Annotated in this window: 16 protein-coding genes; 13 read left to right on the forward strand and 3 right to left on the reverse strand. The window is 71.4% G+C overall.

The window, feature by feature from the left end; translation table 11 throughout:
• Positions 1 to 828 carry an IclR family transcriptional regulator gene (locus ABZ795_RS10340; RefSeq protein ID WP_357530060.1) on the reverse strand — a complete coding sequence of 276 codons (828 nt, stop codon included), beginning with the start codon at positions 826 to 828 and terminating at the stop codon, positions 1 to 3.
• Between the two features lie 144 nt (positions 829 to 972).
• Between ABZ795_RS10340 and ABZ795_RS10345 the strand changes: the two genes are divergently transcribed.
• Genes ABZ795_RS10345 through ABZ795_RS10400 form a run of 12 tightly spaced genes read left to right on the forward strand, consistent with a single transcriptional unit; the run spans position 973 to position 11,156 of the window.
• Entirely contained in the window at positions 973 to 3,012 is a 2,040-nt protein-coding gene (locus tag ABZ795_RS10345) for a hydantoinase B/oxoprolinase family protein (protein WP_357530061.1), read from the forward strand.
• The gene (locus ABZ795_RS10350) at positions 3,009 to 3,998 is read left to right on the forward strand and encodes a tRNA U-34 5-methylaminomethyl-2-thiouridine biosynthesis protein (protein WP_357530062.1); all 990 of its coding nucleotides are present in this window, start codon (positions 3,009 to 3,011) and stop codon (positions 3,996 to 3,998) included. The genes ABZ795_RS10345 and ABZ795_RS10350 overlap by 4 nt, the downstream gene beginning before the upstream one ends.
• Positions 3,991 to 4,818 (forward strand): 2-amino-5-chlorophenol 1,6-dioxygenase subunit alpha, encoded by an 828-nt coding sequence (locus ABZ795_RS10355; protein ID WP_357530063.1) that lies wholly within the window; start codon positions 3,991 to 3,993, stop codon positions 4,816 to 4,818. Before ABZ795_RS10350 ends, ABZ795_RS10355 begins: the two co-directional genes overlap by 8 nt.
• Before the next feature lie 20 nt (positions 4,819 to 4,838).
• Positions 4,839 to 5,129: a BMC domain-containing protein gene (locus ABZ795_RS10360; protein WP_013733320.1), complete on the forward strand. Its 291-nt coding sequence runs from the start codon at positions 4,839 to 4,841 to the stop codon at positions 5,127 to 5,129.
• Between the two features lie 21 nt (positions 5,130 to 5,150).
• Positions 5,151 to 5,477, forward strand: coding sequence for a BMC domain-containing protein (locus ABZ795_RS10365; RefSeq protein ID WP_013733319.1), 327 nt, complete (start codon positions 5,151 to 5,153; stop codon positions 5,475 to 5,477).
• Entirely contained in the window at positions 5,477 to 5,725 is a 249-nt protein-coding gene (locus ABZ795_RS10370) for a EutN/CcmL family microcompartment protein (protein WP_102658970.1), read from the forward strand. Before ABZ795_RS10365 ends, ABZ795_RS10370 begins: the two co-directional genes overlap by 1 nt.
• Positions 5,726 to 5,737: 12 nt before the next feature.
• The gene (locus ABZ795_RS10375) at positions 5,738 to 7,255 is read left to right on the forward strand and encodes a 2-hydroxymuconic semialdehyde dehydrogenase (RefSeq protein ID WP_357530064.1); all 1,518 of its coding nucleotides are present in this window, start codon (positions 5,738 to 5,740) and stop codon (positions 7,253 to 7,255) included.
• The gene (locus ABZ795_RS10380; protein WP_357530065.1) at positions 7,252 to 8,106 is read left to right on the forward strand and encodes a fumarylacetoacetate hydrolase family protein; all 855 of its coding nucleotides are present in this window, start codon (positions 7,252 to 7,254) and stop codon (positions 8,104 to 8,106) included. The genes ABZ795_RS10375 and ABZ795_RS10380 overlap by 4 nt, the downstream gene beginning before the upstream one ends.
• The gene (locus tag ABZ795_RS10385) at positions 8,103 to 9,014 is read left to right on the forward strand and encodes an acetaldehyde dehydrogenase (acetylating) (protein ID WP_357530066.1); all 912 of its coding nucleotides are present in this window, start codon (positions 8,103 to 8,105) and stop codon (positions 9,012 to 9,014) included. The genes ABZ795_RS10380 and ABZ795_RS10385 overlap by 4 nt, the downstream gene beginning before the upstream one ends.
• Positions 9,011 to 10,033 carry a 4-hydroxy-2-oxovalerate aldolase gene (dmpG, locus tag ABZ795_RS10390; RefSeq protein ID WP_357530067.1) on the forward strand — a complete coding sequence of 341 codons (1,023 nt, stop codon included), beginning with the start codon at positions 9,011 to 9,013 and terminating at the stop codon, positions 10,031 to 10,033. The genes ABZ795_RS10385 and dmpG overlap by 4 nt, the downstream gene beginning before the upstream one ends.
• Positions 10,030 to 10,743, forward strand: coding sequence for a fumarylacetoacetate hydrolase family protein (locus tag ABZ795_RS10395; RefSeq protein ID WP_357530068.1), 714 nt, complete (start codon positions 10,030 to 10,032; stop codon positions 10,741 to 10,743). Before dmpG ends, ABZ795_RS10395 begins: the two co-directional genes overlap by 4 nt.
• Entirely contained in the window at positions 10,740 to 11,156 is a 417-nt protein-coding gene (locus ABZ795_RS10400) for a RidA family protein (RefSeq protein WP_357530069.1), read from the forward strand. The genes ABZ795_RS10395 and ABZ795_RS10400 overlap by 4 nt, the downstream gene beginning before the upstream one ends.
• Before the next feature lie 16 nt (positions 11,157 to 11,172).
• Here the strand turns inward: ABZ795_RS10400 and ABZ795_RS10405 are convergent, their stop codons facing one another.
• On the reverse strand, positions 11,173 to 12,183 hold the full coding sequence (locus ABZ795_RS10405; RefSeq protein ID WP_357530070.1) for a helix-turn-helix transcriptional regulator: 1,011 nt from the start codon (positions 12,181 to 12,183) through the stop codon (positions 11,173 to 11,175).
• 252 nt (positions 12,184 to 12,435) lie between these two features.
• Between ABZ795_RS10405 and ABZ795_RS10410 the strand changes: the two genes are divergently transcribed.
• Entirely contained in the window at positions 12,436 to 12,978 is a 543-nt protein-coding gene (locus ABZ795_RS10410; protein WP_357530071.1) for a helix-turn-helix transcriptional regulator, read from the forward strand.
• Here the strand turns inward: ABZ795_RS10410 and ABZ795_RS10415 are convergent.
• On the reverse strand, positions 12,967 to 14,763 hold the full coding sequence (locus tag ABZ795_RS10415; protein WP_357530072.1) for a carbohydrate binding domain-containing protein: 1,797 nt from the start codon (positions 14,761 to 14,763) through the stop codon (positions 12,967 to 12,969). The genes ABZ795_RS10410 and ABZ795_RS10415 overlap by 12 nt on opposite strands.
• Between the last annotated feature and the right edge of the window lie 87 nt (positions 14,764 to 14,850).

Here is a 14,850-nt window from a genome sequence, read left to right on the forward strand (position 1 = left end):
TCAGTCCCCCCAGACCGCGCCCACGCCATGACCCATCTGACGCGACAGTTCGTTCGCCGTGCGTACGGCGGCGGCGGCCAGTTCGGCGACCCGGGTCTCGTCGAGGCGGAAGATCGGCCCGGAGATGCTGATCGCGGCGGTGACCTGGCCGAGCCGGTCCCGTACCGGTGCGGCGACGACCCGCAGGCCCTCTTCGCTCTCCTCGTCGTTGAGGGCCCACCCCTGCTCGCGGACCTGGTGCATCCGCTTGGCGAAGGTGTCCAGGTCGGTGATGGTGTTCGGGGTCAGCGGCGTGAACTCGGTGTCGGCGAACATGGCGCGGATCTGCTCGTCGTCCAGGTCGAGCAGCAGGGCCTTGCCGGCCGCGCTGCACCACAGCGGGATGCGTCGACCGAGGCGGGAGACGAGTTGCACGTTGCGGGTGCCGCGCTCGATATAGATCGACAGGGCGTCCAACTCGTCGCGGATGGACAGGTTGACCGACTCCCCCTCGTCCTGGGCGAGCTGGTGCAGCAGCGGCCGGGCCAGGGCGTGCATGTCGAGCCCTTCGAGGAAACGGGCGCCCAGCTCGAAGACGGTGACCCCGAGCCGGTAGGCCCCGGTCTCCTCGTTGCGTTGCAGGAAGCCGGTGTCGGCGAGCGCCCGGAACAACCGGCTGGCGGTCGACTTGTGCAAGCCCAGCTCGCGGCTGACGTCGCTGACCTTGCGCTCGACGCTGCCGCCACGGAAGGCCAGCAGCACGCTGAGCGCACGGTCGAGCGCCTGGGTGCCCGATTCCCGGGCGGCCGGTCCCTCCGCAGCTGGGGACAGTTCTCCGACCTGCGACATCTTGCTTCCCACCTTCTCCGTTGCTACTGTTTCACAATATAAACCACGGACCACAATATGGTCCATGATCGCCGGGCCTTACGGTCCATGTGCGGTCAAAGCCAAACCACTCGTCATCACGAGTCGGAACCCATGAGGCGTCGCATGACCAAGACGTTGAACCCGATCGACCTCGAGATCGTGACCGAAGGTCTCATCTCGATCGTGCGCGAGATGCGCCAGACGATCTTCCGCACCGCGCACTCCCCCGTCATCGCCGACGCACAGGACTTCTCCTGCGCGTTGTTCGACCCGAAGGGTCAGATGGTGGCCCAGGGCCGGGACATGCCTGGGCACGTCATCGCCATGCCGGCCTCCGTCGCCGAGATCTTCGCCGACTTCGCCGACGAGATGCGCCCCGGCGACCTGTACATCGTCAACGATCCGTACCGGGGCGGCAGTCACCTCAACGACGTCACACTGATCACTCCGGTCTTCGTCGACGGCGAGTTGTTCCTCTTCCCCTGCGTGCGGATGCACTGGGCCGACATCGGCGGGATGACTCCCGGCAGCGTCTCCGGGCAGGCCACCGAGATCCTTCAGGAGGGGTTGCGCATCCCGCCGATCAAGCTGATCGAGCAGGGCCGCCCCAACGCCGCCGCGTACGCCATCCTCTTCGCCAACGTGCGGATGGCCGACGAGCGCCGCGGCGACCTGGAGAGCTGCATCGCCGCCTGCTTCACCGCCGAGCGACGACTGCGCGAACTCGTCGGCCGTTACGGGGCGCAACTGCTGCTCGACAGCGTGGCCGCCAACATGGACCGCACCGAGCAGCGGCTGCGCGACCGCATCCGGGAACTGCCCGACGGGGTCTACCGCTACGAGGACTACCTCGACCTCTACACCGACGGGCGGTACGACCCCGCCCTGGTGCGGTGCGTGCTCACCATCGACGGCGACGAGATCGACGCCGACTTCCGGGGCTCCTCCACGCAGGTCGCCGCCGTGGTCAACTCCTCGCGGGCGATGACCGTGGCCGGCGTCTTCATCGCCGTCAAGAGCGCGCTGGACCCCGGCGGTTTGGTCAACCACGGCGCCTTCCGGCCGCTGCGGGTGCACACCGAGCCCGGCACGGTCGTGCACGTCGCCTACCCCGCGCCCGCCAACGCGCACAGCGAGGTACGCAAGCGGGTCATCTCCGCGGTCATGGCCACGCTGAGTCAGGTCGCACCCGACCTCATCGCAGCCGACCAATTCGGAACCACCTTCCAGAACCTCATCGGCGGCGTGGACCAACGCACCGGCCGGTCCTACCTGTACTACGACTACCCCGCAGGTGGCAACGGCGGCTTCCTCGAATCCGACGGCCCGAGCGCGATGAACCCGGTCGACCTCGGCGACATCTCCACCATCCAGTCCGTCGAGCGGCTGGAGACGGAGATCCCCATCGTCGTCGACGCCTCCGAGCTGCGGCTCGGCTCGTGCGGCGACGGGGCTCGCCGGGGCGGGCTGGGCAGCCGACGCGAAACCCGACTGCTGGCCAGCACCGGGGCGTACTCCGTGCAGACCGACCGCACCACCGTGCCTCCGTACGGTCTGCACCACGGTGGCCCCGGCGCCCCCACGGTCACCTTCGTGCGCCGCGCCGACGGCGAACGGGTCGACTTCGAGACCCCCGGCAAGGTCGCCGGCTTCGCCATGCGCACCGGCGACGTGCTCGTCATGGAGTCCGCCGGCGGCGGCGGTTGGGGTGACCCGCTCGACCGTGAACCCGCCGCCGTCGCCGACGACGTGACGCAGGGGTACCTGGACGCCGACGACGCCCAGCTCCGCTACGGCCTGCGATTCGACACCGACGGCCGGGTCGATCCGGCCGCGACCGCGGCGGCCCGGCAGGAACTGCGCCGGCAGCGCACCTGGCTGCGGGTCACCATCAACGACCGGCAGCCGTACACCGGGGAGCGGGGCCGGCGACGGCTGGCCTACGTGGGCCCGGCCGCCGGCCTGGCCGAGGGTGCCCTGGTGGAGATCCACGGCCCGCACCCCGCGCCCCTGCGGGCCTGGGTCCGGCACGACCCGGACCTGACCGACGACCAACTGGCCCTCGACGACGACGGGCTGCAGATCCTCGGCGCCGAACCCGACGAGCGCACGTTCGTACGGGTGCTGGCCGACCGGGGCACGACCGGGGAGGGACCGGCATGAGCAGAGTCTTCCGCGTGCCCGTGGCACCCGCCCGCTCGGGCGGGGCCCGCCGCTTCGACACCACCCCCGAACGACCGTCGGAGCCGGCACCCGCCCGCGCCGGCATCGTCGCCGGGGTACTGAGCCCGCACCCGCCGCACCTGATCTACGCGGAGAACCCGCCGCAGAACGAGCCGCGGTCCACCGGCGGCTGGGAGGTGCTGCGCTGGGCGTACGAGCGGCTGCGCAAGCGCATCCGCGAGGTGCACCGCCCCGACGTGCTGATCGTGCACGCCCCGCACTGGATCACGATGGTCGGCCACCACGTCAACTGCGTACCCAACCCGCGCGGTGTCTCCGTCGAGCCGATCTTCCCGCACCTGTTCCGGTACTCCTACGACTTCCGTACCGATGTGGAGCTGGGCGAGGCCATCGCCGACGAGGCCACCGACCTGGGCCTGGTCACCCGCAAGCTGCACGACCCCCGGGTGCGGGTGGACTACGCCACCATCGGCGCGTTGCACCTGGTCAACCCGGCCTGGGACATCCCGGTGGTGTCGCTGTCGGCAAACAACAACCCGTACTTCTACTCCGAGGCGTCGCTGGAGGAGATGGAGGTGCTGGGCGAGGCGACCCGTCGGGCCGTCGAGCGCACCGGCCGCCGGGCCGTGCTGCTGGCCTCCAACTCCCTGTCCCACCTGCACTGGCACGAGGAGCCGGAGCTGCCGGAGGACATGGAACGCGAGCACCCGTACAACAACCACCAGTACCGCTGGGACATGAAGCTGCTGGAGGCGATCCGCCGAGGGCCGACCGCGCCGCTGCGCGAGCTGATCACCGAGCACATCGAGGCGACTGCCTCGGAGACCAAGGCGGGCAGCCTGACCTGGATGTTGGCCGCGATGGGCTGGCCGCAGGTGCCCGGCGACGTCATGGGCTACGGAACGATCATCGGCACCGGCAACGCGGTCGTCGAGTGGACGCCCGAAGGAGGACACCGTGGCTGACACCGGCATCGTCGCCGGGGCGCTGCTGCCCGGCATGCCGCACCTGCTGGCCGAGAAGCCCGCCCAGTGCTGGGCCGACCTGGCCGCCGCCGCCCGTGATGTGGGCGACCGGCTGCGCCGTCTCAAGCCCGACGTGGTGCTGCTGCTGTCCACCCAGTGGTTCACCGTCCTGGGCCACCAGTTCCAGTGCGACCCGAACCCGCGCGGCGAGCACGTCGACGAGAACTGGTACGCCTACGACTACGGCGAACTTCGCTACGACCTGCGCTTCGACGTGCCGTTCACCGAACGGTGGACCGATCACGTGAGCAAGGCCGGCATGCAGGCCCGGCGGACCCGCTACGACGGCTTCCCGATCGACACCGGCACCATCGTCACCTCGGCGCTGCTCGACCCGGACCGTGAGCTGCGGTGGGCCCAGGTGTCCTGCAACCTCTACGCCGACGCGGAGACCCTCGCCGATGTCGGTGCGGCCGGGGCCGCCGCGGCCCGTGAGGCCGGGGTACGTGCCGCCGTCGTCGTGGTCACCGGTCTGTCGTCCGGCCTGATCCAGCAGTGGATCGAGCCGCACGACGATCATGTCAGCGACCCCGGGCACGACCGCTGGAACCGGCGGGTGCTGGACCTGCTCACCGCCGGCAAGGTCGACGAGGTGTTGAAGATCCGCGAGGACTTCGCCCGGCAGGCGCAGGCCGACAGCCAGTTCCGCGCGCTGGCGTTCGCCGCCGGCGCCGGAGCGACCGCCGGTCCGGCGCAGCTGCACGCATACGGACCGCTCTGGGGCACCGGCGGCGCCGTCCTGTCCTGGAACCTGCCCTGAACATCGGAAAAGGAGAACCCATGCGGAACATGGCTGCCGGCTTCGTCGAGGCCGAGGGCTACACCGCCATCTTCGACGCGGTCGACGCGATGGTGAAGGCCACCGAGGTCGAGGTGACCCGCGTCGTGCGCCTCGGCGGCGGCATCGTCGCCGTCGCCCTGCGTGGCGACCTGGCCACCGTCGAGGAGGCCGTCGACATCGGCGAGGAGACCGCCAAGGCCAAGAGCCGGAAGGTGCGTTCCATCGTCTTCGCCAGCCCCTGTGACGCGGTGTCGGCGCTCGCCGTCGACCCCCGCCTCGTCGGCAACTGACCCGGTAAGGAGAAACCGAACATGCCTTCTGACATCGCCATCGGCATCGTCGAGACCCGGGGCGTGGTGGCCCTGTCCGCCGGGATCGAAGCCATGATCAAGACTGCGGACGTGCGCTGCATCGCCGTGGAGCGGGTGACCAGCGGCTACCTCGCCGCCGCCGTGCAGGGCACCCTCGCCGCCGTCCGGCAGGCCGTCGCCGCCGGTGAGGCCGCCATCCGGCAGCACGGCGAGCTGCGCAGCTCGCAGGTGTACCCCAAGCCGCACCCCACCACGGCCGCGCTGCTGGAGGACCCGGAGGCCGCCCGCATCCGCGAGGTCATGGCCAGCCTGCGGGGAGACGGCTGATGATTCTCGGTGAGGTCGTCGCCAAGGTCTGGCCGGACAAGATCCTGCCGACGTTGCAGGGTCGCCGGCTGGTGCTGGTCCGGCCCCGCACCGAGGGGCCCGACCTGGTCGCGATCGACCCGCTCAACGTCGGCGTCGGCACCGTCGTGCTGGTCGCCACCGACGAGGCGGCCGCCGCGGCCACGGGCGAGCCGACGGCGGACGCGGCCGTCGTGGCGCTCGTCGCCGACTCCACCACCGAACGATAGGGAACCAGGCCCATGACATCCGGGCGTACCACCCGCTGGCCGAGCGGCCTGATCGACGGGCGCCGCAGCGGCGACCTGCTGCTACCGAACTACGTCGGCGGTGAGTTCGTCACCGGCGGCACCTCGTTCGCGAAGGTGTCGCCGGTGACCGGCGAGACGCTGCTGCACGTCGCCGAGGCCGACCAGGCCACCGTGGACGCCGCGGTGACCGCCGCACGGGCCGCCCTGCGCGGCCCGTGGGGTGCCATGGGCGAGGGCGAACGGGCCGCTGTGCTGCGCCGGGTCGCCGACGAGTTGGAACGCCGCTTCGACGACCTGGTCGCCGCCGAGGTCGCCGACACCGGCAAGTCGGTGGCCCAGGCCCGCACCCTGGACATTCCGCGGGGTGCGGCGAACTTCCGGACCTTCGCCGACATCATCACGGCCACCCCGACGGAGTCCTTCACCACGGTCACCCCGACCGGCGGCCGGGCGTTGAACTACGCGGTCCGCAAGCCGGTCGGCGTGGTGGCGATCATCGTGCCGTGGAACCTGCCGCTGCTGCTGCTGACCTGGAAGGTGGCCCCGGCCCTGGCCTGCGGCAACGCCGTCGTGGTCAAGCCCAGCGAGGAGACCCCCTCGTCGGCTACCGTGCTGGCCGAGGTGATGGCCGCCGCCGGGGTGCCCGACGGGGTGTTCAACCTGGTGCACGGCTTCGGTCCCGGCTCGGCGGGTGAAGCGCTCACCCGCCATCCCGGGGTGGACGCGATCACCTTCACCGGTGAGTCGGCCACCGGGTCGGCGATCATGCGGGCCGCGGCCGACGGGGTGAAGGCGGTCAGCTTCGAGTTGGGCGGCAAGAACGCCGGGCTGGTATTCGCCGACGCCGACCTGGACGCGGCCGTCGAGGGCTCGGTGCGCTCCAGCTTCACCAACGGCGGCCAGGTGTGCCTGTGCACCGAGCGGATCTACGTGCAGCGGCCGGTCTTCGAGGAGTTCGCCGCCCGGTTGGCCAAGCGGGCCGAAGAACTGGCGTTCGGTTGGCCGTCCGAGCCGGCGACGATGACCATGCCGCTGATCTCCGCCAAGCACCGGGAGAAGGTGCTCGGCCACTACGACCTGGCCCGCACCGAGGGGGCCACCGTGCTGGCCGGTGGCGGTGTGCCGGTGTTCGGCGACGGCCGTGACGGCGGCTCGTACGTGCAGCCCACCGTCCTGACCGGACTGGGGCGGCACGCCCGCACCATGCGGGAGGAGATCTTCGGGCCGGTCTGCCACATCGCGCCGTTCGACGACGAGGACGAGGCGTTCGCGCTGGCCAACGACAGCGAGTACGGCCTGGCCGCCACCGTGTGGACCCGCGACGTGGGTCGGGCGCACCGGGCCGGGGCACGGCTGGAGGCCGGACTGGTCTGGGTGAACACCTGGTTCCTGCGGGATCTGCGCACCCCGTTCGGCGGGGTGAAGGCCTCCGGCGTGGGACGCGAGGGCGGCACCCACTCGCTGCACTTCTACTCCGAACTCACCAACGTCTGCGTGGACCTCGGATGAGCGCCGACATCAAGGGCGCGGCCGCCGCGCTGCGCCAGGCGTACGCCACCGGGGTGGCCTGCAAGCCGCTGCGCGACGACCTGCTGCCGACCGGTGACCTGACCGCCGCGTACGCCGTGCAGCAGGCCCAGGTCAGCGACTGGCTGGCCGAGGGTCGCCGGCTGGTCGGGGCGAAGGTGGGCCTGACCTCGCGGGCGGTGCAGGAGGCCTTCGGGGTCTTCCAGCCCGACTTCGGTGTCCTCTTCGCCGACATGGCCGTCCCGGACGGTGCCGAGATCGACCCGAGCACCCTGTTGCAGCCGCGGGTCGAGGCGGAGGTCGCCTTCGTCCTCGGCCGTGACCTGCCCTACGACCAGGTCACCGTCGCCGACGTGGTGCGGGCCACCGACCACCTGCTGCCGGCCATCGAGATCGTCGACTCGCGGATCGCGAACTGGGACATCTCCATCGTGGACACGGTGGCCGACAACGCCTCCAGCGGCAGGTACGTGCTCGGCACCAGCCCACGACGGATAAGTGAGGTCGACCTGCGGCTCTGCGGTGCCGTGCTGGAGCAGGGCGGCGAGCCGGTCTCCGTCGGGGCCGGGGCGGCCTGCCTGGGCAACCCGCTGCACGCCGTCGCCTGGCTGGCCGGGACCCTCGCCGCGAACGGTCGACCGCTGCGCGCCGGGGACACCGTGTTGTCCGGCGCGCTCGGCCCGATGGTGGCGGTGACCCCGGGCGCGGCGTACGAGGCCCGGATCTCCGGCCTGGGCAGCGTCCGGGCCTGCTTCTCCTCGGGCCCCGTGAGCGCGAGGAGTGAGCCGGTTTTGCGAGCCCCGCAGTCGAGAACGAAAGGTGGCTCGGCATGAGCACCGGCGTGGCGGTGATCGGTTCCGGCAACATCGGCACCGATCTGATGATCAAAGTGCTGCGGCTCAGCGAGAGCCTGCGGATGGTGGCCATGGTCGGCATCGACCCGGCCTCCGACGGCCTGGCCCGGGCCCGCCGGCTCCGGGTGGCCACCACCGCCGAGGGGGTCGAAGGGCTCGTCGCGATGCCGGAGTTCTCCGACGTCGGGATCGTCTTCGACGCCACCAGCGCGGGCGCGCACCGGCACAACGACGCGGTGCTGCGCGCCCACGGCCGCCGGGTGGTCGACCTGACCCCGGCCGCCATCGGCCCGTACGTCGTACCCCCGGTGAATCTCGACGCCCACCTGGGCGAGCGCAACGTCAACATGGTGACCTGCGGGGGTCAGGCGACCGTGCCGATCGTCGCGGCCGTCGCCGCGGTCTCGCCGGTGGCGTACGGCGAGATCGTCGCCTCGATCTCCTCCCGCTCGGCCGGTCCGGGCACCCGCGCCAACATCGACGAGTTCACCGAGACCACCGCCCGGGCCATCGAGGTGGTCGGCGGGGCGGGCCGGGGCAAGGCGGTGATCGTGCTGAATCCGGCCGAGCCGCCGCTGCTGATGCGCGACACGGTCTACTGTCTGTGCCCCGATCCGGGCGCTGACCGGGCCGCGATCGCCGCCTCGGTGGAGGCGATGGTGGCGACGGTGCAGCAGTACGTGCCCGGCTACCGGCTCAAGCAGCAGGTGCAGTTCACCGAGGTGGACACGTACGTGCCGGCGCTTGGCGGGTCGTTTGTCGGCCTGCAGGTCTCGGTCTTCCTGGAGGTCTCCGGTGCCGGGCACTACCTGCCCGCGTACGCCGGAAACCTTGACATCATGACCAGCGCCGCGCTGCGTACGGCCGAACGGATGGTCTCGTCGTGACCGATCTCTACATCCAGGACGTGACCCTGCGCGACGGCATGCACGCCATCGCCCACCGCTACACGGTCGACCAGGTGCGGACCATCGCCGCCGCCCTGGACGCCGCCGGGGTGGCCGCCATCGAGGTGGCCCACGGCGATGGGCTGGCCGGGTCCAGTGTCAACTACGGCCACGGCGCGGCCAGTGACGCCGAGTGGATCGCGGCGGCGGCCGAGGTGATGACGAACGCCAAACTGACCACCCTGCTGCTGCCCGGCATCGGCACCATCGCCGACCTGAAGGCGGCCAAGGCCCTCGGGGTGACCAGTGTCCGCATCGCCACCCACTGCACCGAGGCCGACATCTCCGCCCAGCACATCTCCTGGGCCCGGGAAAACGACATGGACGTCTCCGGGTTCCTGATGATGTCCCACATGAACGACCCGGCCGGGCTGGCCGCGCAGGCCAAACTGATGGAGTCCTACGGGGCACACTGCGTCTACATCACCGACTCCGGTGGCCGGTTGACCATGGCGGACGTGGCGCAGCGGGCGGACGCGTACCGGCAGGTGCTGGATCCGACGACGGAGATCGGCATCCACGCCCACCACAACCTGTCCCTGGGGGTGGCCAACAGCCTCGTCGCGGTCGAACACGGGGTGCGCCGGGTGGACGCCTCGCTGGCCGGGATGGGCGCCGGGGCGGGCAACGCCCCGCTGGAGGTCTTCATCGCGGTGGCCGAGCTGAACGGCTGGCAGCACGGCTGTGACGTGTTCGCGCTGATGGACGCCGCCGAGGATCTGGTGCGTCCGTTGCAGGACCGGCCGGTGCGGGTGGACCGGGAAACCTTGTCGCTCGGCTTCGCCGGGGTCTACTCGTCGTTCCTGCGGCACGCCGAGAGCGCCGCCGGGCGGTACGGCGTGGACGTGCGCACCATCCTGCTGGAGTTGGGCCGCCGCAAGATGGTCGGCGGCCAGGAGGACATGATCGTCGACGTGGCGCTGGACCTGGTCCGGGACGCCGGGAAGGACCCGCAGTGATCGACACCCTCGCCGCCCGCCTGGACGAGGCCGCCGTGACGCGGACCGCGCTCGCCCAGTTCGGTGCCGACGCCGGACTCGACGTGGCCACCGCGTACCAGGTGCAGGACGCCCTGGTGGCCCGCCGGGTGGGCCGTGGCGAGGCGGTGGTCGGGGTGAAGCTGGGCCTGACCAGCCGCGCGAAGATGACCCAGATGGGCGTCGACGAGGTGATCTGGGGTCGGCTCACCGACGCGATGCACATTCCCGACGGCGGCACCGTCGACCTGTCCGGACACATCCATCCGAAGGTAGAGCCGGAGGTGGCGTTCCTCATCGAGGGTGGCGCGATCGCCGCCGTCGCCCCCGCCGTCGAGCTCATCGACTCCCGCTACCGGGACTTCCGGTTCACCCTGCCGGAGGTGATCGCCGACAACACCTCCGCGTCCGGCTTCGTCGTCGGGCCGTGGCGTCCGGTGCCCGACAACCTGGACAACCTGGGTGTGCTGATGGAGGTCGACGGTCGGGTCGTGCAGGTCGGCTCCACCGCGGCGATCCTCGGCGACCCGCGCCGCGCCCTGCCCGAGGCGACCCGCCTCGCCGGGGATCTGCGCGACGGCTGGGTGTTGCTGGCCGGCGCGGCGACCGCCGCGGTGCCCCTGACGGCGGGCGCGCACGTCCGGGTCACAGTCGAGCAGCTCGGCACCGTCTCGCTGCGGGCGTCGGCATGAGCGGGGCCCGGGTAGTCGCCGGCAAGGCCGTGCCGCGTGGCCGGTTCCCGCACGTCAAGGTCGCCGGCGGGTTCGCCTTCGTCTCCGGTACGAGCAGCCGCCGCCCCGACAACACGATCGCCGGTGCGACAGTGGACGCCCTGGGCACCACCTCGTTGGACATCGAGGTGCAGACCCGAGCGGTGATCGAGAACATGCGCGACATCCTGCGCGAGGTCGGCGCGGAGCTGTCCGACCTGGTGCAGGTGACCACCTACCTGGTCAGCATGAACGACTTCGGCGGCTACAACCGGGTGTACGCCGAGTTCTTCGACGAGGCCGGGCCGACGCGCACCACCGTGGCGGTGCACCAGCTGCCGCACCCGCACCTGTTGATCGAGATGCAGGGGATAGCGCTGCTGCCGCCGCGCTGAGGCAGCCGGCCTCGCCTCAGTCGTCCGGCAGCGAGTCGACCAGGAACACCTGGTCGACGCCGCCGGTGCACGGCTCGGCCGCCGCCTCGGCCGGCACCTCGGTGTGGTCGTCGCGGATGCCGACGCACAGGTCGCTGCCGGCCGGTCGCAGCCGGTACTCCGTCGGTGCCGCGCCGGTCGGCTCGAAGCGGAACAGTTGCGGCCAGAAGTCGGTGCGGCAGTGCGGCCAGGGCTCGATCAGGTTCCGGCCGGGATCCTCCCGGCGCACGGTGAGACAGCCGGGTCCGTGCACCGGATGGTGCCACTTGATGAAGTACAGGTCGTCCGCCACCGGCTCCAGGTAGGTGTCCGGTGGGGTGGCCTCCGCGCAGGGGCGCTGGGCCGCCACCTCGCTGGGGTATCCGCCGGTGCGGTCGCGCCCTTCGGTGAGGCACAGGTGCGGGGCTCGGGCGGGCCGGAGCTGGCTCCGCCCACCGCTGGGCGCGGCCGACGAACCACTGCCCGGCGAGGTGACCGCGCCGATCTGCTCCGTTGAGGTCCGCTGCTCGTCGTCGGGCCACCAGAACCAGGCGCCGAGGACCAGGGCGGCCAGCAGGGTGCCGACGAGGAGCAGCGTCGACGCAGGTCGGGCGAACCGGCCCGGACGCGCTGGGCGGACCGGTTGCGCCACGAGGCCGTCCTCGCCGGGGCCTGCCCCGGTCGGGTCCTGAAGGGCAGAGGTGGGCAGAGTCGGATCGGGCCCGGCGTAGGGGCCGGTGGCTAGCCGATCCCGTGCCCGCAACCACCGCTGGACCTGATCCTGGGCCCCGCAGGCGCGGACGAACGCGGCCAGCACCTCCGGCCGCGGCAGGGTGGACCGGCGCAGCAGGTCGGCAGCGGTGCTGCGGGCCAGCACGTCGCCGGCCGCGGCCGCGCGCTGCTCCAGTTGCCGATAGGTCAGTCCGGACCGATCCTTCAGCCGGCGTAACAGGTCGACGAACCCGGCCGGGTCGGTCGCCTCCTCCGGTCGTAGCTCCCCCGTGGTCATCGTCCGATTCTCCCGAGCCCGCGGAGGCCGGGGCAACCTGCCCTCACCCGACTGTCCGAGATGGTCGGACAAGACCCGGACAGGCGGCCCTGAGCTGCGCGGACACCGCACCGAGGCGAGCCGGGCATTGTCTCGGACAGCCCGGATACCTAGCGTCTTGTTCGACAGCCGACGCAGGGCTGACAGGGCCGGCGCAGGGCCGAGGGGCTCGTGCCGAGCCCGATCACATCAATCACCACGGGGGTGGAAGCGATGCATGAGGCTGCCCGGGATCCGGTGCCGCAGACCGCCACGGCGGGTGAGTACGTCGGGTTGCTGCGGGACATCCGGCGACGGTCCGGCCTGACCTATCGGGAGATTTCCCGCCGCGCCTCAGCGGCCGGGCACTGGTTGCCGCCGAGCACCCTGGCCACCATGTTGGGGCGGACCACCCTGCCCCGCGAACAGGCCGTCGTAGCCCTGCTGACCGCCTGCGGAATGCCGCCGGCCACCATCGAACAGTGGGTCGGACTGCGGCACGAGATCGACGTACGCCTCAACGAGCCGAACCGACCGGTCGGGGGTCCGATGTCCGCGGAGTGCTGTGGGGTGCGGCATCCGTCCCGCGAACCGTTGCCGCCGGTCACCTCGTACCCCGCCGGTCGACGGCTGCATCCGGCGGTGATCGCCGTGGCGGGCGCGCTTCTCGGCGCGTACGGAATGCGGCTGGCGCACCGTCGGGACGCCGCTCCCCGCCCGGTCCACGGACCGGACGGGGAGCCGCCCCTCACCGCGATTGACGACTCACGGTCGTAGCCGGTTGGCGTAGACGTACGCGCCCACGGATCCGCCGGTGGTGAGGCCGGCTTCGGCGTCGAATCGGTAGTGCACGCCCAGGTAGATCCGGCTGAGCGCGTTCTCCTGCGCGGCCTGATCGAAGCCGGGCATACGTCGGACGACGTTGCGGGCGAACGGGTCGTCGGTGGTGGCGTCGAAGGCGATGTCGTTGGTGCCGAAGTATCGCTTCATCACCGCTGCCCACGCCCCGGCGAACGTGGCGTGTCCGGAGATGTAGGCCGGGAAGGCCGGCGAGAAGGAGGTCCCGTCTTCGCGCTTCGACAACGGCTGCCAATCGTTGCCGATCGCGCTCTCCGGCCGCCACAGGTCGATCGGGGTCAGATACTTGGCGTCCCAGGCGGCGATGGCGGCGTCGGCCAACGCCAGACCGACCAGACCGAAGAGTCGGGCGGTGGCCAGGATGCCGAGCTGCCGTTGCTTCGCCACGATCTGGGTGTGCGCGAAGAGCTGACCCGGCGGCTTGTAGGTGCCCGGCAGGTCGTTGGCCCAGAAGTGGGCCAGCTGGGTCTGGTCGGCGGTGCGCAGCGTCGAGGTCCGGCTGCCGAGATCGCGTACCTCCTGCACCTGGTCGAGATACTCCTGCGTGTCGAGCAGGTCCTCGTAGTCGTCCGCGCCGGCCGGCAGCTCAGGCCGGAACTGTCGGCCGGAGGTCAGCACGAACGGGGTGACCCGGCCCCAGTGCGGGGTGACCGCCGGGGTGCCGTCGGTCGGTCGCCAGGCCCCGTCGACCCCGTCGGGTTGGTACTGCTCGGTGTCGTCGGAGCCGTCGTTCGCGCGAGCCTGGAGGTTGGCGGCGGCGGCTGCGGCACCGACCGCCGTACCCCGGGTGGCTTCGGCGGCGTTCACTCCGGACGGTCGGCGGGCGACCGCGGTGACCAGGGCCGTCTCCAGGGCCGTCCGGCGCTGCGGGAAGCGGGCGACCAGTACGTCGAAGGCGGCCTGGTCCAGGGCCGCGTGCAGGGACGGAGCCACCACGTCGTCCATGGTGCCCGGGTAGGTGACCGGTACCCGCACCCGGTAGTGGTTGCCGACGCCGGTCACCGAGACGGCGGCGTCGTGCATCGCCGCGTGCAGGATCGCCGCGTCCCGGGCGGCGACCGTGGGTGCCGGTGCCGAGTCCCGGTAGCTGTCCAGCAGCACGTCGTTCCAGTACAGGACCGGGTCGCGGACCGCGTCGACGGCCAGCGGGGTGAGCGAGATGTTGTCCAGCCGGACGGTGGAGGCCGCCCGCCCGCCGAAGTGGAACAGCAGCACCGCCTTCGGGTCGTTGAACGGGGAGACGAAGTCGAAGGTGAAGCGGCGCATCGTGGCGGTGAGTGCGACGTTCTGGTCGAACGCCGAGGTGAACGGCGTGTCGACCCGGGAGACCGAGACGCGTACGTTGCGGTTGACCTCGGCGGAGGCGTCGAACTGCAGCCGGTACGGCCGGGCCGCCGTCACCCCGAAATCGAAGTGCCCGACCAGGTCCTCCCAGACGGGCTTGCCGACGGTGTTGGCGGTGCGGATGCGCAGCTGCCCGGCGTTGACCGTCGTGCTGGTCGCGGCGAGTCGGGTCCACCAGGGATCGGTGCTGCCGCTGTCGAAGGTGCCGTTGCTGATGAGGTTGCCGGATGCGGCGGCGGCCGGCGCGGCAGGGACGAGGGCCGGGAGGGTGCCGGCGAGCACGACCGCGAGCAGCCCGCTGAGCAGACGACGCAGTCGTCGTCCGTCAGCGGGCCGCCGCGGGCTGATCGATCGTTTCATGGAGAGCCTTTCCGGGAATCGGCGGCGATCAGTTCATCCGCCGTGGATGTCGGCTCACCGTAGGAGCGTTTTCGCTGTTCACAGCCA

Source organism: Micromonospora sp. NPDC047134 (genome assembly GCF_040643455.1).
Taxonomy (GTDB): domain Bacteria; phylum Actinomycetota; class Actinomycetes; order Mycobacteriales; family Micromonosporaceae; genus Micromonospora.